The organism is Sinorhizobium garamanticum (assembly GCF_029892065.1).
GTDB classification, from domain to species: domain Bacteria; phylum Pseudomonadota; class Alphaproteobacteria; order Rhizobiales; family Rhizobiaceae; genus Sinorhizobium; species Sinorhizobium garamanticum.
The window spans coordinates 1,117,921-1,137,037 of sequence record NZ_CP120373.1; the positions used below are offsets into that span (position 1 = coordinate 1,117,921).

The 19,117-nt window shown below is 61.5% G+C and carries 16 protein-coding genes; 10 read left to right on the top strand and 6 right to left on the bottom strand.

What is annotated here, in order from left to right; all coding sequences use genetic code 11:
- Positions 1-84: 84 nt before the first annotated feature.
- The 3 genes from PZN02_RS05365 (at position 85) to PZN02_RS05375 (ending at position 3,474) form a co-directional block, all read left to right on the top strand.
- Entirely contained in the window at positions 85-525 is a 441-nt protein-coding gene (locus tag PZN02_RS05365; protein ID WP_280660568.1) for a MarR family winged helix-turn-helix transcriptional regulator, read from the top strand.
- 166 nt (positions 526-691) lie between these two features.
- Positions 692-2,083, top strand: a complete 1,392-nt coding sequence (locus PZN02_RS05370) for a M20/M25/M40 family metallo-hydrolase (RefSeq protein ID WP_280660569.1) — start codon at positions 692-694, stop codon at positions 2,081-2,083.
- Between the two features lie 440 nt (positions 2,084-2,523).
- Positions 2,524-3,474: a lysylphosphatidylglycerol synthase transmembrane domain-containing protein gene (locus tag PZN02_RS05375; RefSeq protein WP_280660570.1), complete on the top strand. Its 951-nt coding sequence runs from the start codon at positions 2,524-2,526 to the stop codon at positions 3,472-3,474.
- A 110-nt stretch (positions 3,475-3,584) separates the two neighbouring features.
- Here the strand turns inward: PZN02_RS05375 and PZN02_RS05380 are convergent, their stop codons facing one another.
- From PZN02_RS05380 to PZN02_RS05390, 3 genes are all read right to left on the bottom strand, one after another.
- On the bottom strand, positions 3,585-4,076 hold the full coding sequence (locus PZN02_RS05380) for a hypothetical protein (RefSeq protein ID WP_280660571.1): 492 nt from the start codon (positions 4,074-4,076) through the stop codon (positions 3,585-3,587).
- A gap of 93 nt (positions 4,077-4,169) precedes the next feature.
- The gene (locus PZN02_RS05385; RefSeq protein ID WP_280660572.1) at positions 4,170-5,060 is read right to left on the bottom strand and encodes a DMT family transporter; all 891 of its coding nucleotides are present in this window, start codon (positions 5,058-5,060) and stop codon (positions 4,170-4,172) included.
- Positions 5,061-5,487: 427 nt separating this feature from the next.
- Positions 5,488-6,276: a hypothetical protein gene (locus tag PZN02_RS05390; protein WP_280660573.1), complete on the bottom strand. Its 789-nt coding sequence runs from the start codon at positions 6,274-6,276 to the stop codon at positions 5,488-5,490.
- A 312-nt stretch (positions 6,277-6,588) separates the two neighbouring features.
- On the opposite strand from PZN02_RS05390, the gene PZN02_RS05395 reads away from it, so the two are divergent.
- From PZN02_RS05395 to PZN02_RS05420, 6 genes are all read left to right on the top strand, one after another.
- Complete coding sequence (locus PZN02_RS05395; protein ID WP_280661394.1) at positions 6,589-8,817, top strand: transglycosylase domain-containing protein; 2,229 nt, start codon at positions 6,589-6,591, stop codon at positions 8,815-8,817.
- 262 nt (positions 8,818-9,079) lie between these two features.
- Positions 9,080-11,002: a molecular chaperone DnaK gene (gene dnaK, locus PZN02_RS05400; protein WP_280660574.1), complete on the top strand. Its 1,923-nt coding sequence runs from the start codon at positions 9,080-9,082 to the stop codon at positions 11,000-11,002.
- 264 nt (positions 11,003-11,266) lie between these two features.
- The gene (dnaJ, locus tag PZN02_RS05405; RefSeq protein ID WP_280660575.1) at positions 11,267-12,409 is read left to right on the top strand and encodes a molecular chaperone DnaJ; all 1,143 of its coding nucleotides are present in this window, start codon (positions 11,267-11,269) and stop codon (positions 12,407-12,409) included.
- Between the two features lie 594 nt (positions 12,410-13,003).
- On the top strand, positions 13,004-14,128 hold the full coding sequence (recF, locus tag PZN02_RS05410; protein ID WP_280660576.1) for a DNA replication/repair protein RecF: 1,125 nt from the start codon (positions 13,004-13,006) through the stop codon (positions 14,126-14,128).
- 241 nt (positions 14,129-14,369) lie between these two features.
- Positions 14,370-15,134, top strand: coding sequence for a molybdopterin-synthase adenylyltransferase MoeB (locus PZN02_RS05415; RefSeq protein ID WP_280660577.1), 765 nt, complete (start codon positions 14,370-14,372; stop codon positions 15,132-15,134).
- 9 nt (positions 15,135-15,143) lie between these two features.
- Positions 15,144-15,611 (top strand): GNAT family N-acetyltransferase, encoded by a 468-nt coding sequence (locus PZN02_RS05420; protein WP_280660578.1) that lies wholly within the window; start codon positions 15,144-15,146, stop codon positions 15,609-15,611.
- A 57-nt stretch (positions 15,612-15,668) separates the two neighbouring features.
- On the opposite strand, the gene PZN02_RS05425 is transcribed toward PZN02_RS05420, so the two are convergent.
- Complete coding sequence (locus tag PZN02_RS05425) at positions 15,669-16,673, bottom strand: 2-hydroxyacid dehydrogenase (RefSeq protein ID WP_280660579.1); 1,005 nt, start codon at positions 16,671-16,673, stop codon at positions 15,669-15,671.
- Positions 16,674-16,857: 184 nt separating this feature from the next.
- Here PZN02_RS05425 and PZN02_RS05430 point away from each other — a divergent pair, with 184 nt between their 5' ends.
- A complete protein-coding gene (locus PZN02_RS05430) occupies positions 16,858-17,409 on the top strand; it encodes an SH3 domain-containing protein (RefSeq protein WP_280660580.1) in 552 nt (183 codons plus the stop codon).
- Positions 17,410-17,468: 59 nt separating this feature from the next.
- Here PZN02_RS05430 and PZN02_RS05435 read toward each other — a convergent pair whose 3' ends face one another.
- Both PZN02_RS05435 and PZN02_RS05440 read right to left on the bottom strand, forming a co-directional pair.
- Positions 17,469-17,990: a P-loop nucleotide/nucleoside kinase family protein gene (locus tag PZN02_RS05435; protein WP_280660581.1), complete on the bottom strand. Its 522-nt coding sequence runs from the start codon at positions 17,988-17,990 to the stop codon at positions 17,469-17,471.
- 48 nt (positions 17,991-18,038) lie between these two features.
- Complete coding sequence (locus PZN02_RS05440) at positions 18,039-19,031, bottom strand: adenosine kinase (RefSeq protein ID WP_280660582.1); 993 nt, start codon at positions 19,029-19,031, stop codon at positions 18,039-18,041.
- Positions 19,032-19,117: the final 86 nt, after the last annotated feature.

A 19,117-nucleotide genomic window follows, 5' to 3' on the forward strand; every position in this document is an offset into this window, starting at 1 on the left:
CAAATCACTGTGAAGTCACGGTAAATCAGTTCCATCGCCAGCTTTGTAACTTGTCTTCGCACCGGTTCACGCGTACCCATAGGCATGGCCTTCAATCGTATGGAGTCTGCGACGTACCTGGCCAGCCTGCTGGCAAAAGGCTTCTCGCGCGCCCTGCAGGAGCGGGGCCAGAAGCTCGGCTTCGCGCCCGGCCAGTTTCCGGTTCTGCTCGAACTCTGGTCGGAGGAGGGCCTGACGCAGAAGCAGCTCCTCGATCGGCTGGACATCGAGCAGGCGACCATGGCCAACACGCTGGCCCGCATGGAGCGCGACGGCCTCATCACCCGCCGCAAGCACCCGAGCGACCGGCGCTCGCAACAGATCTTCCTGACGGAACGGGCGAGAGAGATCGAGGCGGCGGCGAAGGAAGCGGCACTCGCGGCGGAGCAATCCCTGCTATCGGGCTTTCGCCGCTTCGAAAGGGAACTGATGCTCGAATACATGCGCATGGCGCTCGCCAATACCGCTCGCAACAGCGACGTCTGAATCCGCGAACGACCCCTTTCTCGCTGCATCGGCTAAAACTGCCCGCGCACCGCGCACCCAAGCGGACGCGGTAATACCGTGAGATGTACAAGATCCTTCTGTGAAACCGATTTCGATTTTCGAGGTTATGGGCTACGTTCCGCGCGAAACCCACGTAAGGATTCGCATGATGGCAGATATCACCCCTGTTCTGGAGCGCGCCGACGCCAATCTTCCGAAGAGCCTCGATCGGCTTTTCGACCTCGTCCGCATCAAGTCCATTTCCACGGACCCGGCTTTCAAGGCGGAGTGCCGCAAGGCGGCTGAGTGGCTGGTAGCGGAGTTGAACGGGCTCGGCTTCACTGCCTCCGTGCGCGAGACGCCCGGCCATCCGATGGTCGTCGCCCATCACGTCGGCGCAAAGGCCAATGCTCCGCACGTGCTGTTCTACGGTCACTACGATGTGCAGCCGGTCGATCCCTTGAACCTATGGGACGCTCCTCCCTTCGAACCGGCGATCAAGGAAATCGAGCCGGGGCGCAAGGTCATCACCGGCCGCGGCACGTCCGACGACAAAGGCCAGTTGATGACCTTCCTGGAAGCGGTGCGCGCCTACAAGGAGATCCATGATGCGCTTCCCTGCCGGATTACCATTCTCTTCGAGGGTGAGGAAGAATCGGGCTCGCCGTCGCTGAAGCCCTTCCTTGAGGCCAATGCCGCTGAACTCAAAGCCGACTATGCGCTCGTCTGCGACACGAGCATGTGGGATAGCGAGACGCCGGCAATTTCCGCAGGTCTGCGCGGTCTCGTCGGCGAGGAGATCGTCATCAAGGCGGCAGATCGCGATCTGCATTCCGGCTTTTTTGGCGGCGCGGCAGCGAACCCGATCCACATCCTGACCGACATCCTTGCCGGTCTGCACGATGAGACGGGCCGCGTCACGCTCGAAAACTTCTACGATGGCGTCGAGGAGACGCCCGCCCAGATCAAGGCCGCCTGGGAGACGCTCGGTCAGACGGCCGAGAAGTTCCTCGGTCAGGTTGGTCTGTCGATCCCCTCCGGCGAAAAGGGGCGCTCCGTGCTTGAATTGACCTGGGCACGCCCAACGGCCGAGATCAACGGCATCACCGGCGGCTACACGGGCGAAGGCTTCAAGACGGTTATCGCGGCGCAGGCATCGGCCAAGGTGTCATTCCGTCTCGTCGGCCATCAGGATCCAGCAAAAATCCGCGAAACCTTCCGCGCCTATGTCCGGTCGAAGGTGCCGGCGGACTGCTCGGTGGAGTTCCACGCCCATGGCGGCTCGCCGGCGATCCACTTGCCCTATGATTCGTCCTTGCTGAACACGGCGAAGATGGCGCTTTCCGACGAATGGCCGAAACCGGCGGTCGTCATCGGCATGGGCGGCTCGATCCCGATCGTCGGCGATTTCCAGAGAATGCTCGGCATCGAATCGCTGCTCGTCGGCTTCGGTCTTTCCGACGACCGCATTCATTCACCGAACGAAAAGTACGAACTCATGTCCTTCCACAAGGGCATCCGCTCGTGGATCCGCATTCTCGACGCGCTCGCCGCCTGATTTTGCTCTCGCGAACCGTGGCGGAAGTTCCGCCACGGTTGGCTTATGCGTGTCGCCCAAAAGAGTGCAGCGGTTTTGGGACAACGACATGCATAAAAAAGGACCTAAAACGCGTCGCATGAGTCGGATTGAACGCGAAGCGCTTTAGGCGTCAATCAAACGCCGCCTTGCTTCATGTTGCTCACCCCTGCCTTCGGCCCTGTCGCGCATTTGCCGGATCAGTCTTGAATATCCCGTCATCGCTGCTTGACCTCGTGGCTGTGGGATGTTTCCCTTTTCACAAAACAAACAGAATGGGGAAATGGGCTGTTGGCAAGGTCGAGGACCGAGACATCACGTTCCGGACGCGGTGCTTTTAGAATGCGAGATTGGGATGGCATTCTTCGCCATCCCCCAAGGTCCCCTGCCAACCTCGCCTCCAGGAACACCCTGGCGCCGGCATGAAAAGGTTGAAAGCCTATTTTTGGCCTGTCGTCGGTGTGGCGGCGATTCTGCTCTCGGTCAATGCGCTCTACCACGAACTGCGAGGCCTTTCGGTCGACGAGTTCGTCGCAAGCTTTCAGGCGATATCGCTCGCAAGCTGGATGCTTGCCATCGGCTCGACCCTCGTCGCCTATGCGGCGCTCGCCGCCTATGACAAGCTCGCACTCGACCATCTCGGCCACCACCACATTTCCATCTGGTTCATCGCGGTCTGCTCGTTCACGACCTATGCGCTCTCGCATAACCTCGGCGCGTCGGTGTTTTCAGGCGCCGTAGTGCGCTACCGGGCCTACCGGTCGAAGGGCCTGACGCCCGGCGAGGTCGGCGTCCTCGTCGCCTTCTGCTCCTTCACCTTCACGCTCGGCACACTGACGCTGTCGGCGATCGTTCTGCTCGTGAAGCCCGACATCATCGAGCGGTTCGCGGAATTCCTGCCGATCGAGATGTCGCTGACCACCGGCGTCATCATCCTCGCGCTCATCGGCCTTTACGTGCTCGGCAGCCTGATCGGCCTTCGCCCGATTCGCACGCGCTGGTTCCAGGTTCACTATCCAAGGCCCGCGATCGTCCTCAGGCAGCTGGTGATCGGTCCCGTCGAACTCCTCGGCGCGGCCGGCATCATCTATTTCGCCCTGCCGCAGGCCGGCAATCCCGGCTACGTCGTCATTCTCGGCATCTTCCTCGCGTCCTTCTCGGCAGCGCTGCTGTCGCACGCTCCCGGCGGCCTCGGTGTGCTCGAGCTCGTTTTCATTGCGGCGCTGCCGGAGGTCGATCCGGCCGACGTGCTGGCGGCGCTTGCGATCTTCCGGCTGCTCTACCTCCTCGTGCCGTTCGTCATGGCGCTCGTCGTCATCCTGATCTACGAGCGCTCGCGCTTCCTGGCGCAGCGAGACAGCGGCATTCCGTAGCCAGGCGCAATTTCTTCCACTGCATGATTCCTCAAATCGGAATCGACTTAAGGACAAAATCATACAGCAATTCAAAGTGCTACATCGACCTTGCGCCCTGTCGCGAGCCGTCAGGGCGCGTCGCAAACGGCGGGTATTGCCTGCTCGATCGGCCCCTCTACCTCCTTGAGCCGCGCCGCCTCGATCTGATAGGGCGTGAAAGGCGGCGCCTGCTGCGCCGGATTGATGATGCGGGCGACGTAGCAGCCGGCAAACAAGCGAATTTTTTGAGGCTGCTCGACGGATTTTACCGCAACGGGAATGGCGGCATAGACGCTGCCAGCAGCGCCTTCAGTCGTCACCTTTCCAATCCTGACCTCGACCGACACGGTATTCGCATAGCCGCGCGAGAAATCCGAGAAACCGCCGACCGGCTGCGTGTCGGCGAAATAACCATAGGCGCGGGCATATTCCTTGCGGTTGATGGCGTTGTAGAGCGAGCGCACGAGCGCGGCGCCGTCGGAGCGATCGTCGATATAGGCGAGCACCTCCTCGGCCGAGGCGTCGGCTTTGATCATCGCGAAGGCTGCAAATGCGATCGCTGCCGTGAAACATACCTTCATCGCCTTCTCCTTTACCCGACGCCTATTCAAGGCCCTGCAAGTGGCAGCCAGAAGGCAAGACGAGTTTCGCCCGATCGCGGCGGCCGATTTCCGCTACCTCGGCGGCAGGCCGGCTTTGCGCCTTGCAACGACGTGCTCGCGCCAGACCGTGAAGATGCCGGCCGCGACCACCAGGATGGAGCCTAGAATCATGTTGGCCGTCAGCGTCTCGCCGAAGATGGTGACGCCCATGATCGAAGCGAAGACAAGTTGCAGATAGCTGAGCGGCTGGACGGCAACGGCATCGAGCATTTCATAGGCGCGAATCAGGAAATAGTGGCTGGAGGTCCCGGTGATGCAGAGCAGGAGCATCCAGACCCAATCGGTCGGCGCCAGCGCCGTCCAGAAGAATGGGCCGACCAAGCTGATCGCAACCGCTCCGACGATGCCGGTATAGAAAAAGCTGGTCATCGCCGAATCGCCGCCACGGCTGACTAGTCGCGTTGCGATAATGTAGATGGAAAACATCAACGCCGCCGAGAGCGGCAGCAGAAAGCTCATGTCGAAGGTGCCCTGCTGCGGCTTCAGAATCAGGAGCACGCCGACTAGACCCGCCGAAATCGCCAGCCAGCGCCGCCAGCCGACCCGCTCGCCGAGAAGCGGCATGGACAGGAGCGCAACGAAGAGCGGAGTGGCCGCCAGGATCGCCTGCGAATGCGCCAGGCCGACGATCGTGAAGGCGGTGATGACGACCACGATCTGCGTCGGCAGCAACACGCCGCGCAGCACCTGCAGCGCCGGCTTCTTCGTCACGATCGTCACCTTCAGCCCGCCGGGCCCCCGCGCCGCCAGCACTACAGCGAATGCGGCAAAGGCCCAATAGCGGATCATCGACACGAAAACCGGCGGATAGAGGGCGCCAAGATGTTTGGAGATGCCGTCCTGGATCGCGAAGATGACGATCGCAACAAGCGCGAAGACGTAGCCGTTTGCCCTGGATTTCATGACTGCTGCCTTAAATCGTAGCCGATTTAAGGATAAAAACATGCAGCAATTCAAAGTGCTACAGCGTCCTTTGCGCGTCTGATAAGACGCGCGGCGCCGTAGGCTGATATACCGGCGCCGGGGATTAAGGGAACATGCAGTAGCCCGATACAAAAAGACCCCGAGCCGGGAGGAGGTGGCTCGGGGTCTTTGAACTTGATCGGTTCCTGGGAGGAGGAGTGAAACCGATCCGTGATCGGGCGCCGCGGGAGGAGGTGCAGCGCTTCGATGACTTCAAGATAAATCATTTAGTCTGATTTAATACCGCTAATGCTGCAATGCAGCAATGCGTGAGATGCAAGGCGGCAGGAGGCCATTCCCTTCGACGGTCGAGAAACGCTAAGGTGCCTCACGGAACAGCTTAGATGAAGACTGTAGTAGGGTCGCTCTATGTTAGAAGCCCACTGATCCCGTTGGGCAGTGCAATACTATACGCGCCATAGGCTTTGAGCATGAATTCGCCAGTTTCGTAAATATCTTTCGTCGTGGATGCTTTTTGGTATACCTTTCGCACCAAAGCTTGGACTTTGCCTAAAAGCGCTTCAGCTACCGGTGCGCTATTATCTTTTGGAACTGTTGAATGAAGCGCATAGTACGCTCCGATTACATCCCGCAAAGAGGATACCGTGTACCCCCAACCCAGCCATGATAGGCGCTCGAGGCGAAACTTGAACTGAGAAACACCCTCGATGATTGCTTGGCGTATAAAGTCTTGCTCGTGAAGTTGATGCTCAGCGAGCCACTTTTCAAGCTCCCCAACTTCGACCAAGAGATTTTCAACGTCTTCGTTCGAGAGTTTGGGATATGAAACTTTCTGCCTAACTTGACTAGAAAGCATCTTTATAGCGCGCGCGTTCTCTGGGCCGAGCAATGCATATCCATATCCCGCTGTGTTCCATGTGTTCATTAGCGATGTTTGACCGAATGCGTTCTTAATATGTTCAAGGCTTTGCTGCGCCTCTGCCTTGATGTCATCATCGAGATCTAAAGCTTCGATAATGCGGGCAACAAAATCTACGCGCTCTACAATACTGAAAACAATTCGGTAAAAATCACTCGACCAGGGACCAACGCCAAATTGCGATGCGAGGTAAACGTCTCCTCGACTTTTATTCGGAAGGGATAGCCTTTGACACAGCTCCGCTAGTTCCTTGGCTGGATCAGTCAGTTCTGCCATATCGCCCTCAACCTGCCCCGACATCTGCATAATCTGATTCGCAACTTTTCAGGCTGACTGCAATCCCCTCTCAAGCGGGAAATACCGCTTTCCCGGACCGAGTTCCGAACAGATTGCACGCGGTAACGAGTTGAAGATGTTAACAATCTTCAGGGTCTCGTCCTTAACCCCTCCTTAAATTGCCGCAATTAGAGTCCAACGCATCGGCACGTGCGGGCAGATGCGTTGGAACCGCACGACAGGAATCGCGCCGCCGGGAATCGCTTTCGCGCGATGACGGGTCGGGACCTCAAAGGGATAGATCCTTCCGGCATGGCAGCACGCGGCAAATCAGGACAACGGATCGAACCTTCCTTCGGCGGCAACAGCGATGACGACGAGTTGCGCGTCGAGGCGAGCGATCGCGTGAGCGGAGGTGCCCGCCGGCCCGCCCGCGGCAAGTCCGGAGCCGGCAAGCGAAAGACAGGCGGCAAGCGCGGCGGCCGACGCGGCTCCAGCGGCGGCGGCTTTTTCGGCCTTGTCCGCAGGCTCGCCTATTGGTGCATCGTACTCGGCATATGGGGTGCCATCGGCGCCGGCGGCCTGGTGCTCTATTACGGCGCGCGCATGCCGAGCGCGACCAGCTGGTCGATCCCGGACCGGCCGCCGAATGTCAAAATCCTTTCGGTCAGCGGCGACATCATCGCCAATCGCGGCGCGACGGGCGGCGAGGCGCTGTCGCTCGAAAACATGTCGCCCTATATCCCGCAAGCGGTGATCGCCATCGAGGATCGGCGGTTCTATTCGCATTTCGGCGTCGATCCGCTCGGGCTTGCCCGCGCCATGCTGACCAATCTGATGAGCGGCCGAATGGTCCAGGGCGGCTCGACATTGACGCAGCAGCTCGCCAAGAATCTGTTCCTCTCGCCCGAGCGCACGCTGGAGCGCAAGGTGCAGGAGGTGCTGCTCGCCTTCTGGCTCGAGCAGAAATACTCCAAGGACCAGATTCTCGCGATGTATCTCAACCGCGTGTTCTTCGGTTCAAACGCCTATGGCGTCGAGGCGGCGTCCAGGCGCTACTTCAACAAGTCGGCGCGCGACGTCAATCTCGGCGAGGCGGCCGTGCTCGCCGGGCTGCTCAAGGCGCCTTCTCGCCTCTCGCCGGCGCGCGACCCTGAAGCCGCCGAGGAGCGCGCGCAAGTGGTGCTCGGCGCGATGCGCGAGGAAGGCTTCATCACCGACGCCGAGATCAAGACGGCCATGTCGCAGACCCCGACCAAGGCCAAGAGCTTCTGGTCGGGCGCCGAACACTATGTCGCCGATATGGTCATGGACCAGCTTCCCGGCATGATCGGTGAAATCAACCAGGACCTGGTAATCGACACGACGATCGACCTGACGCTCGAGAAAAAGGCCGAGGAAGCCATTTCCGCGACACTCGATGCGGACGGCGGCAAGCTCAACGCCTCGCAGGCCGCCCTCGTGTCGATCGACGGCACCGGCGCCATCAGGGCGTTGGTCGGCGGCCGGGACTATGCCGAAAGCCAGTTCGACCGCGCTTCCAAGGCCAAGCGCCAGCCGGGCTCCGCCTTCAAACCCTTCGTCTATGCGGCAGCCCTCGAAATCGGCCGCACGCCCATGTCGGTCAGAAACGACGCGCCGGTCAGGATCGGCAACTGGACGCCGGAAAACTACGACCAGAAATACCGCGGCGAGGTCACGCTCGCTTACGCGCTTGCCAATTCGCTGAACACGATCGCGGCTGAGCTCGTCATGGAGGTGGGTCCGCAGAATGTGGTCAAGCTCGCGCATCGGCTCGGGATCGATTCGGAGATGCAGGCGAACGCCTCGATTGCGCTCGGGACGTCGGAAGTGAGTCTCGTCGAACTCACCTCGTCCTACGCACCCTTCATGAATGGCGGCTTCAAGGCGACGCCGCACGTCATCCGCCGCATCTCCACCGCCGACGGTACCGTGCTCTACGAAAATACCTACGACAATCCACCGCGCGTGCTCGACCCGGCGATCGTCAGCGAGATGAACCAGATGATGGTGCGCGTGCTGACAAACGGCACCGGCAAAAAAGCTCGCATCGAAGGCTGGGAGGCGGCCGGCAAGACGGGCACGACGCAATCCTTCCGCGACGCGCTGTTCGTCGGCTACACGTCGAACCTGACGACAGGCGTCTGGTTCGGCAACGACGACGGCAAGTCGATGAAGAAGGTCACCGGCGGCGGGCTCCCGGCCAAGGCCTGGCATGATTTCATGACCGCCGCCCACGAGGGCCTGTCGCCCTCGCCGCTGTTCGGGACGACCGGCGTGCAGCCTGTGTTCGACAACGGCGGAGCGGTCGCCGGCCCCGGCCCCATCCCGGACGGTTTCGCAACCGCCAATCCCGATGCGTTTCCCGAACCGCCGGCAAGCGTGGACGGTACGGCCGCCATCGAGCAGGTGCGACCCGTCAACGATGAGAGCGCCGGGCCTATCCCACCCGCGGGTGTCGGCGAGACGACCGGCGCGACCCGCCGGACGACCCTTTTCGAGCTGTTGACGGGCGGTTGAGCCGCGGCGCCGGCCGCCTCTTTCGACCGGATTCGCGGACGGCGCCAAGCCGCGGTGCCGATATCGCTTCTTCCCGCCATCAAGAGCGCTTGCTTTTGCCCCTGATCCCCCCGCAGAATGCCTTGCAGTCCGAAACGCCGGTCCTTATATACGCCGCATCGACGCAGCCTCGGCTGCAATGAAATCCAAAGACCATCCCGTTAGGGGCTGTCCCACGAATGCCTGACCGGGTTCCGACAGTCCGCTGCAAGGAGAGAACGACATGGCTAGAGTTATTGGTATTGACCTGGGAACGACCAACTCCTGCGTCGCCGTCATGGACGGCAAGGACGCGAAGGTGATCGAAAACGCCGAGGGCGCGCGTACGACCCCCTCGATGGTGGCATTCACCGACGACGGCGAACGTCTCGTCGGCCAGCCGGCCAAGCGCCAGGCCGTCACCAATCCGGAAAACACTCTTTTTGCAATCAAGCGCCTGATCGGCCGTACCTTCCAGGATCCGACCACCCAGAAGGACAAGGGGATGGTCCCCTACAAGATCACCAAGGCTGACAACGGCGACGCCTGGGTCGAAGCGCACGGCAAGGGTTACTCGCCGTCGCAGATTTCGGCCATGATCCTTCAGAAGATGAAGGAAACCGCCGAATCCTATCTCGGTGAGAAGGTCGAAAAGGCCGTCATCACCGTTCCGGCCTACTTCAACGACGCACAGCGCCAGGCCACCAAGGACGCCGGCAAGATCGCCGGTCTCGAAGTGCTGCGCATCATCAACGAGCCCACCGCTGCCGCGCTTGCCTATGGCCTCGACAAGAAGGAAGGCAAGACGATCGCCGTCTACGACCTGGGCGGTGGCACCTTCGATATCTCGGTGCTCGAAATCGGCGATGGCGTCTTCGAGGTGAAGTCGACCAACGGCGATACCTTCCTCGGCGGTGAAGACTTCGACATGCGTCTCGTCGAATACCTCGCCGGCGAGTTCAAGAAGGAACAGGGCATCGACCTCAAGAACGACAAGCTTGCGCTGCAGCGCCTCAAGGAAGCTGCCGAAAAGGCCAAGATCGAGCTGTCGTCCTCGCAGCAGACCGAAATCAACCTGCCGTTCATCACGGCCGATGCTTCCGGTCCGAAGCACCTCACGATGAAGCTGTCGCGCGCCAAGTTCGAGAGCCTGGTCGATGATCTCGTCCAGAAGACAATCGCGCCTTGCAAGGCCGCGCTGAAGGATGCCGGCGTTTCGGCGGCGGAGATCGACGAAGTCGTTCTCGTCGGTGGCATGACCCGCATGCCGAAGGTCCAGGAAACCGTCAAGCAGCTGTTCGGCAAGGAGCCGCACAAGGGCGTCAACCCGGATGAGGTGGTCGCCATGGGCGCCGCGATCCAGGCTGGCGTTCTGCAGGGCGACGTCAAGGACGTTCTGCTCCTCGACGTGACCCCGCTGTCGCTCGGTATCGAAACGCTCGGCGGCGTCTTCACCCGCCTGATCGAACGCAACACGACAATCCCGACGAAGAAGTCGCAGACCTTCTCGACGGCTGAAGACAACCAGTCCGCCGTGACGATCCGCGTTTCGCAGGGCGAGCGTGAAATGGCCGCCGACAACAAGCTGCTCGGCCAGTTCGATCTCGTCGGCATTCCGCCGGCACCGCGCGGCGTGCCGCAGATCGAAGTCACCTTCGATATCGACGCCAACGGCATCGTGCAGGTGTCAGCCAAGGACAAGGGCACCGGCAAGGAGCACCAGATCCGCATCCAGGCATCCGGTGGTCTCTCCGATGCCGACATCGAGAAGATGGTCAAGGACGCCGAGGCCAATGCCGAGGTCGACAAGAAGCGCCGCGAAACGGTCGAAGCCCGGAACCAGGCGGAGAGCCTGATCCATTCTTCGGAGAAGTCGCTGAAGGAATATGGCGACAAGGTTTCGGAAACCGACCGCAAGGCAATCAGCGACGCGATCGCCGCCTTGAAGGCCGCGACCGAAGCTTCCGAGCCGGACGCCGAGGACATCAAGGCCAAGACCAACACGCTCATGGAGGTTTCCATGAAGCTTGGTCAGGCGATCTATGAGGCACAGCAGGCCGAAGCCGCCCATGCGGATGCCGCGGCGGACGCAGCTCGCGACGACGACGTCGTCGACGCCGACTTCGAAGAGGTCAAGGACGAAGACGGCCGCAAGCGGTCGGCATGAGGCCTCTTTCCATCGCTACAGCAAAGGAGCCCGGGAGCGATCCCGGGCTTTTTTCATGCCCGTGCGACCGCCGGCATGCGAGCGATCGGTGACAGCGACGACGCAACAGGCCGCACGAGTGCTGATTTTCGACAAAAAACCACGCGTACCCCGAGTTGGCTATGGTATCGAGCTTCAAGGTTTACTAAATCCTGTGGCAAGATAATCGGCAGCAGCCGCCGGACCCCGTGCTGGCCGCTTTGTCAATGGGACATTCTTTGAAGCATGAAACGAGATCTTTACGAAACGCTCGGCGTTGGAAGAAGTGCGGATGAGAAGGAGCTGAAGAGCGCCTTCCGCAAACTGGCGATGAAATATCACCCGGACAAGAACCCGGGCGACGCTGAAGCGGAAAAGTCTTTCAAAGAGATCAACGAAGCCTATGAGACGCTGAAGGACCCGCAGAAGCGCGCGGCCTACGACCGCTACGGGCACGCCGCATTCGAGCAGGGCGGCATGGGCGGCGGCTTCGGCAACGGCTTTGCGGGCGGCGGCGCCGGCGGCTTCTCCGACATCTTCGAGGACATCTTCGGCGAGATGATGGGCGGCGGGCGCCAGCGGCGCTCCTCCGGCGGGCGCGAGCGCGGCGCCGATCTCCGCTACAACATGGAAATCTCGCTCGAAGAGGCCTATTCCGGCAAGACGGCGCAGATCCGCGTGCCGACATCGATCACCTGTGACATCTGCAGCGGCAGCGGCGCCAAGCCCGGCACGAGCCCGAAAACCTGCGCGACCTGTCAGGGCGCCGGCCGCGTGCGCGCAGCGCAAGGCTTCTTCTCGATCGAGCGTACCTGCCCGACCTGCGGCGGCCGCGGCCAGACGATCACCGACCCCTGCACCAAATGCCACGGCCAGGGCCGAGTCATGGAGGAGCGTACGCTTTCGGTCAACATTCCGGCCGGTATCGAGGACGGGACGCGCATTCGCCTCTCCGGCGAAGGAGAGGCGGGCCTTCGCGGCGGGCCGGCGGGCGACCTCTACATTTTCCTTTCGGTCAAACCGCACGAATTCTACCAGCGTGACGGTGCCGACCTCTATTGCAGTGTGCCGATCTCGATGACGACGGCAGCGCTCGGCGGCAAATTCGACGTGGCAACGCTCGATGGCACCAAGTCCCGCGTCACCGTGCCGGAAGGCACGCAGGCCGGCAAACAGTTCCGTCTGAAGGGCAAGGGCATGCCGGTGCTGCGCTCCACCCAGAGCGGCGACCTCTACATCCAGATTCAGATCGAGACTCCGCAGAAGCTGACCAAGCGTCAGCGCGAGTTGCTGCAGGAGTTCGAGCAGATCTCGTCCAAGGAGAACAATCCTGAGTCGACGGGCTTCTTCGCCCGGATGAAGGATTTCTTCGACACACTCAGCGACTGATACCGGTTCGAACACGGCGGAAAGCACCGCCGTCCACGAGCGGACGCTTTGGGGCGTTTCACCGTTTCGTTAGAACGGTGAAACGCCCCAATTCTTTTGAACCGACGCTGTTCCGGATCGAAACTGTTATGCGCTTTCCTGCTGCATGTTTCCCTAAATCGCAGCCGATTTAAGAACCAAACATGCAGCAACAATGCTCGGCCTGTTTCGCAAGCTTCTTCCCGCGACAGATCCATCCAACTGGCGATTGTCACAAAACTGTCATATTGCAGCTGCGCGCTTGGGGAAAGTTCTCAAGCCGACGAAAACTGAGGCTTCCCCGGGGAATTAGGCAGGCAAGGAACATGTTGCAGGGCGGGTGCCACATTTCGCCCCTCATCTACAGAGCCGCGCGTCTTATCAGACGCGCAAAGGACGCTGTAGCACTTTGAATTGCTGCATGTTTTTCGTTAGATCGGCTGCCTAAGGAAACATGCAATAGCGTTCTCCCCGCCTGCGGCGAGAACGTGCTGGTAGGTAGGGGCAAATGCCCTTTCGCCTTGCCTTGGCCTCGCTTTCGGCCTACCTGACAGCAATGTCGAATCCGGACCAGAGATGCCGCACAAGGTCTTCCTCAACCGCCTGAAACTGACTGACTTTCGCAACTATGCGACGCTGGCGCTCGACCTCGACGCGCGCCATGTCGTGCTGACCGGCGAGAACGGCGCGGGCAAGACGAACCTTATGGAAGCGGTTTCGTTTCTGTCGCCCGGCCGCGGTCTGCGCCGTGCGGCCTATGCCGACGTCGCGCGCGTCGGAGCGGCCGACGGATTTTCGGTTTTTGCGGCGGTCAATGGCATGGAAGGACCCGTGGAAATCGGCACGGGCACCGCCGGCACCGAGGATGGCCAAGCGCGCCGTCTGCGGCTCAACGGTACGCCCGCCAAGACCGTCGATGAATTGACCGACCATCTGCGCGTGCTCTGGCTGACACCGGCGATGGATGGCCTCTTCACCGGCCCGTCCGCCGATCGCAGGCGGTTTCTCGACCGGCTGGTGCTTTCGCTTGATCCCGGGCACGGGCGCCGCGCCAGCGAGTTCGAGCGCGCGATGCGCAGCCGCAACCGGCTGCTGACGGAGTTTCGGCCGGACCCTGCCTGGCTTTCGGCGATCGAGCGCGAAATGGCCGGGCTCGGAGTGTCCATGGCGCTGGCACGCCTCGAAATGCTGGGCCTGCTGACAGCCCTTGTCGAAAGAAGCCAAAGCGAGGGCACATTTCCTTCCGCGACGCTGGCGCTCTCGGGCTTTCTCGACGACCTGCAGGGCCTGCCGGCCTATGATCTCGAAGAGCGATACCTGGCGATGCTGCTGGAAGGCCGGGGCCGCGACGCCGCGGCCGGCCGCACGCTTGATGGTCCGCATCGCAGCGACCTTTTGATTCGCCACCGCGAAAAGAACATGGAAGCCGAACGTTGTTCGACCGGCGAGCAGAAAGCGCTGCTGGTCGGCCTTGTGCTCGCCCATGCCCGGCTTGTCGGAGACATGACCGGCCATGCGCCCGTGCTGTTGCTCGACGAAATCGCTGCCCATCTCGACGAGGGGCGGCGGGCGGCGCTCTTCGATCTGGTAGACGGCCTCGGCGGCCAGGCCTTCATGACCGGAACCGACCGGACCATGTTTGCGGCGCTTGGCGAACGTGGCCGCTTCCTGACCGTTGCCAACGGGCAGGTTTCCGGGTGAGACTCGTCTTGGAAAGGACGCGGAGAAGCATCGACACTCTACAGCGCCGCGCGTCTTATCAGACGCGCAAGGGACGCTGTAGCACTTTGAACCGCGGCATGTTTTTATCCTTAAATCGGCTACGATTTAAGGAAACATGCAGTAACGCCCGCATCCTGCGTTCAATGTCTTGGGACAGATCACAATGATTTCGGATTGCAGCAATTCAAAATCAACGTGATCTAGCGAAAAGGGACTCCGAATGACGATCGACGCAAAGCTCGACACCGCGGAAATCGCCCGTTACGCGCGCCACATCGTCTTGCCGGAAGTGGGCGGCGCGGGGCAGCAGAAGCTGAAAGCCGCGCGCGTGCTCGTCATCGGCGCGGGCGGCCTCGGCGCGCCCGTGCTGCAGTACCTTGCCGCAGCCGGTGTCGGAACACTCGGCGTCGTCGACGACGATGTCGTGTCGCTGTCGAACCTGCAGCGGCAGGTCATTCACGCGACCGCGGATATCGGCCGACCCAAGGTCGAAAGCGCCGTGATGGCGATCAATGCGCTGAACCCGCATGTGACGGCCACGATGCATCACACGCGGCTCGAGGCCGGCAATGCCGAGGAAATCTTCCGCCACTACCATCTCGTCATCGATGGCTCGGACAATTTCGATACGCGTTATCTCGCGGCTGACACGGCCGAAGCGGTGCAGGTTCCGCTGGTCACCGGCGCCGTCGGCCGCTTCGACGGGTCCGTCACGGTTCTGAAACCCTACGAATCCGATGCCGAAGGCCATCCAAACCCATCCTATCGCGACCTCTTTCCCGCCCCTCCCCCGCCGGGCGTGGTTCCGTCCTGCGCCGAGGCTGGCGTTCTCGGCGCCTTGACTGGGGTCATCGGCACGCTGCAGGCGATGGAGGCGATCAAGCTCATCACCGGGATCGGCGAGCCGCTCATTGGCCGGCTGCTGCTCTACGATGCACTCGCGGCTGAGTTCAGCACGATCCGCTATCGGCGTGGCGCGGCTTGAGGGGCACCCATGAAGGTGATTCGCATCGACGGTCACTTCGATCGCTTCGAAGAATTGCTGGCGCTGATCCTCGCATCCTTCGCCTATATGGACGGACGGATCGATCCACCCTCCTCGGCACGTGCGCTGACGCCGGAAACGCTCCGTCGAAAGGTCGAAGACGAGATTGCCTTCGTTGCCCTCGCCGAGCGCGATCTCGTCGGCTGCGTGTTCTGCAAGCCGGAACCGGATTGCCTCTATATCGGCAAGCTCGCCGTCGCGCCCTGGTCACAACGCAAGGGCGCGGGGCGGCTGCTTCTCGCCGCCGCCGAAGAAGCGGCGCGCGAACTGAAACTTCCCGCCCTGCGGCTGCAGACGCGCATCGAGCTTTCCGAGAATCACGGGACGTTTGCGGCCTGGGGTTTCGTCGAGACCGGCCGTTCGGCCCATCCGGGCTTCACCCGCCCGACGTCGATCGAAATGCGGAAAAGCCTGTAGCGTTGGGACGACGCAAATCCGGACGGAGAGCCGTTACACACTTTTCCTGGATTTGCTCTAATCCCGCCCCGGCAGCACGCGATCCGGCGGGCGGTGACCGTCGAAGAAGGTGCGGATATTGATCACCACCTTTTCACCCATGTCGATACGGCCTTCGAGGGTCGCGGAGCTCATGTGGGGCAGGAGCACCACCTTGCCTTCGCCCGCGAGCTTGACGAGTTTGGGGCTGACCGCCGGCTCGTTCTCGAAAACGTCGAGCCCGGCCCCGGCGATCTTGCCTTCCCTGATGCACTTGATCAGCGCCGTCTCGTCGATGATGCCGCCGCGCGCGGTGTTGACGATGTAGCTGTCCGGCCGCATCAGCGCGAGGCGGCGCGCCGACAGCAAATGGAACGTCGCGGGCGTCGAGGGGCAGTTCACCGAGACGATATCGACGCGGGCAAGCATCTGGTCGAGGCTGTCCCAATAGGTCGCCTCGAGCATTTCCTCGGTCTCGGGCTTGACCCGGTGGCGGTTGTGATAGTGGATCGAAAGTCCGAAGGCCTTGGCGCGGCGGGCGACGGCGGTGCCGATCCGGCCCATGCCGACGATACCGATGCGTTTGCCGGCAATACGGCGGCCAAGCATCCAGGTCGGCGACCAGCCCGCCCACTCCCCCTTGCGATCGGTCAGGATCTGCGCACCCTCAGCGAGACGCCGCGGCACCGCGAGGATGAGCGCCATGGTCATGTCGGCCGTGTCTTCGGTAAGCACATTCGGGGTGTTGGTGACGGTAATGCCCCTTCGAGCGGCCGCGTCGACATCGATGTTGTCGACACCGTTCGAGAAGGCGGCAATCAGCCGCAACTGTGGCCCCGCCTGCTCGATCAACGCAGCGTCTATGCGGTCCGTCACCGTCGGCACGAGCACATCGACCCGCTTGACCGCGGCAACCAGCTCCGGCTGGGTGCGCGGCGTGTCGTCGACATTCAGCTCTGCGTCGAAGAGTTCGCGCATGCGGGTTTCGACGACATCCGGCAGTTTCCGGGTGATGTAGACCGTTGGCTTCTTCTTGCTTGTCATCGCTATGCGCGGCCCTCGTTCACGGGTCCTTAACCAAGTTGGGTGATAGTTTCTCCCTGTAGTCGCAATTTCTACCAGACCCGGTGGCGAAGACAATTGAAAGTCACTGCCTGACACCGGATTTGCACCCCAAGCCGACGGGCCAGATCAAAGTGCGCCTTCAAGGCTTCGCTGCTATCGAAAAATGAGCTTCGTCATGCGTGATGTCGTTTCCAGCTTCTCGACCGTGTTGGTAGCCGCCTGCATCGGGATGGCCATGATGACCTCCGGCGCCTTCGCACAGGCGGCGAAAGGTGCGAGCGGCCTGCCGCTGCCGCGCTTCGTCAGCCTGAAGGCGAAGAGCGTCAACTTACGAATCGGACCAAGCCTCGACTACGCAGTAGCCTTCCGCTACCTCAAGTCGGGCGTGCCGGTGGAAATCATCCAGGAATACGACAACTGGCGCCGCATCCGCGACGCGGACGGGACGGAGGGCTGGGTGAACCAGGCGCTTCTTTCCGGCGACCGGACCGCACTGGCCGCCCCGTGGATGCGCGGCAAGGGCGAAGGCATATTCGTCAACCTCCGCCGCGATCCTCAAAGCACGGCGCCGATCGTGGCGCGGATAGAGCCGGGCGTCATGCTGCAGATCGGCGAATGCAATGGCGATTGGTGCCATGCTGAAACGCAAGGCGTCGAAGGCTGGATCGCTCAAGGCGAGATCTGGGGCGCCTATCCGGGCGAAGCGTTCAAGTAGAACGCTTAAGGCCGGCGATGGCCGTCAGTTCGCGTAAAACGAGCAAGGCGCGTCGAAAGTTATGGCTTTGTTGACTTTCGGCCAGATTCGAGCTTCGAAATCAGGTCGGCAACGACTTCATCGACGCCCTTCGTCGCAGTGTCTATAACGAGCGGACGCGGCCCCCAATCTTCGTAGACTCGATCGATTGTCTCTTTCCACGTTGGTTTTGATAGCCCCTCAACATCGGTCACCCGAGTCTCTACCCGCCGGCGATGTTCCGCCTTGTCCGAGCAAATGACCTCCACCTCGACGGCTGGTGTCGCCGATCGCTCTGCTACCGATAGCCAAGCGTCTCTAGTCACGCGTAGGCCGTTGACGGAATCCGCGATGACCGTGTGGCCGAGGTTGAGATTGTCCTCAGCCACCCCGTAAGCAGCCATATATCCTGCCGGTCCGACGTCCGAGCTTGCGGCACCCGAAGCCCGAATGCTCTGCTCGATCGTATCGACGCGCACATGCACTGCGCGCAGCAGCTTCGCTAAGGCACGAGCAATTGTCGTTTTCCCGGTTCCCGGCAGGCCACCCAAAATAATGAGCATGGATAGATGCTTCCAACGATCGTGAAGACCGCACTTGGCCGACACGTATCAGACGAGGCCCGCTTCCTTGGCGGCAGTGGCAAGCGATATCATCGGACGCGGACCGATCTGCCCGATCACGATGCCGGCGGACAGATTGCCGAGCTTGCTGCAGACTTCCAGCGAGCGCCCCGATGTGTAACCGTGGAGGAACCCGGCCGCATAGAGATCGCCGGCACCGGTCGTGTCGACCACCTGCTCGATGGCGTTTGCCCTGACGCGCACACGCTCGTCTCCACGAATGACGACCGAGCCCTCTTCGCTGAGCGTCACCGCCGCCAGTTTGCAGTCCTTCGCGAGCGCCTTGAGCGCGAGATCGAAATCCTCCGTCTCGTAAAGAGCCAGGGCTTCCTGCCTGTTGGCAAAAACGATGTCCACGGTGCCGGAGCGCATCAGGTCGAGGAACTCGTCGCGATAGCGATGGACACAGAAGCTGTCCGAGAGCGTCATCGCCATTTCGCGGCCGTTGGCGTGAGCGATTCGAGCCGCCGCGCGGATCGCATCCTTGGCGCGCGGCGGGTCCCACAGATAGCCTTCGAAATAGGTGACCTTGGATTGGGCGACCACATCCTCCTCGACGTCTTCAGGGCCGAGTTCGACGCAGGCGCCGAGATAGGTGTTCATCGACCGCTCGCCGTCTTCCGTCACGAAGATCATCGAGCGTGCGGTCGGCGGTAGACTTTGCAGCGGCTTCGTCTGGAAATAGACGCCCTGCGCCCGGATATCGTGCGTGAAAATGTCGCCGAGCTGGTCACTGGCGATCTTGCCGAAATAGGCCGCCCGCCCGCCCAGGCTCGCGACACCGGCCGCCGTGTTGCCGGCGCTACCGCCGGAAGCCTCAACCGCCGGGCCCATCCGCGAATAGAGCAATTCGGCCCGATCCGCGTTGATGAGGTTCATCGCGCCCTTGATGATGCCGTTCTCCACAAGAAAGCTGTCATCGCAGCGCGCAATGATATCGACGATCGCGTTGCCGATCGTCAGCACATCGTATTTTGTCATGAACTCCGTCCGGTTTCCTGAAATGACCGGTTTCCGTTAATACCGGTTTTCCGGCCATTTGGAAGTCACTACTGCGCCGCGCGCCT

Excerpts from the sequence above, each read along its gene's own strand:
- PZN02_RS05370 (WP_280660569.1), top strand. The coding sequence starts at position 692 with ATGATGGCAGATATCACCCCTGTTCTGGAGCGCGCCGACGCCAATCTT.
- PZN02_RS05435 (WP_280660581.1), bottom strand. The coding sequence starts at position 17,990 with ATGCTCATTATTTTGGGTGGCCTGCCGGGAACCGGGAAAACGACAATT.
- PZN02_RS05385 (WP_280660572.1), bottom strand. The coding sequence starts at position 5,060 with ATGAAATCCAGGGCAAACGGCTACGTCTTCGCGCTTGTTGCGATCGTC.
- PZN02_RS05365 (WP_280660568.1), top strand. The coding sequence starts at position 85 with ATGGCCTTCAATCGTATGGAGTCTGCGACGTACCTGGCCAGCCTGCTG.
- PZN02_RS05390 (WP_280660573.1), bottom strand. The coding sequence starts at position 6,276 with ATGGCAGAACTGACTGATCCAGCCAAGGAACTAGCGGAGCTGTGTCAA.
- PZN02_RS05430 (WP_280660580.1), top strand. The coding sequence starts at position 16,858 with ATGAGCTTCGTCATGCGTGATGTCGTTTCCAGCTTCTCGACCGTGTTG.
- PZN02_RS05395 (WP_280661394.1), top strand. The coding sequence starts at position 6,589 with ATGGCAGCACGCGGCAAATCAGGACAACGGATCGAACCTTCCTTCGGC.
- PZN02_RS05415 (WP_280660577.1), top strand. The coding sequence starts at position 14,370 with ATGACGATCGACGCAAAGCTCGACACCGCGGAAATCGCCCGTTACGCG.
- PZN02_RS05380 (WP_280660571.1), bottom strand. The coding sequence starts at position 4,076 with ATGAAGGTATGTTTCACGGCAGCGATCGCATTTGCAGCCTTCGCGATG.
- PZN02_RS05375 (WP_280660570.1), top strand. The coding sequence starts at position 2,524 with ATGAAAAGGTTGAAAGCCTATTTTTGGCCTGTCGTCGGTGTGGCGGCG.
- dnaK (WP_280660574.1), top strand. The coding sequence starts at position 9,080 with ATGGCTAGAGTTATTGGTATTGACCTGGGAACGACCAACTCCTGCGTC.
- PZN02_RS05440 (WP_280660582.1), bottom strand. The coding sequence starts at position 19,031 with ATGACAAAATACGATGTGCTGACGATCGGCAACGCGATCGTCGATATC.
- dnaJ (WP_280660575.1), top strand. The coding sequence starts at position 11,267 with ATGAAACGAGATCTTTACGAAACGCTCGGCGTTGGAAGAAGTGCGGAT.
- PZN02_RS05425 (WP_280660579.1), bottom strand. The coding sequence starts at position 16,673 with ATGACAAGCAAGAAGAAGCCAACGGTCTACATCACCCGGAAACTGCCG.
- PZN02_RS05420 (WP_280660578.1), top strand. The coding sequence starts at position 15,144 with ATGAAGGTGATTCGCATCGACGGTCACTTCGATCGCTTCGAAGAATTG.
- recF (WP_280660576.1), top strand. The coding sequence starts at position 13,004 with ATGCCGCACAAGGTCTTCCTCAACCGCCTGAAACTGACTGACTTTCGC.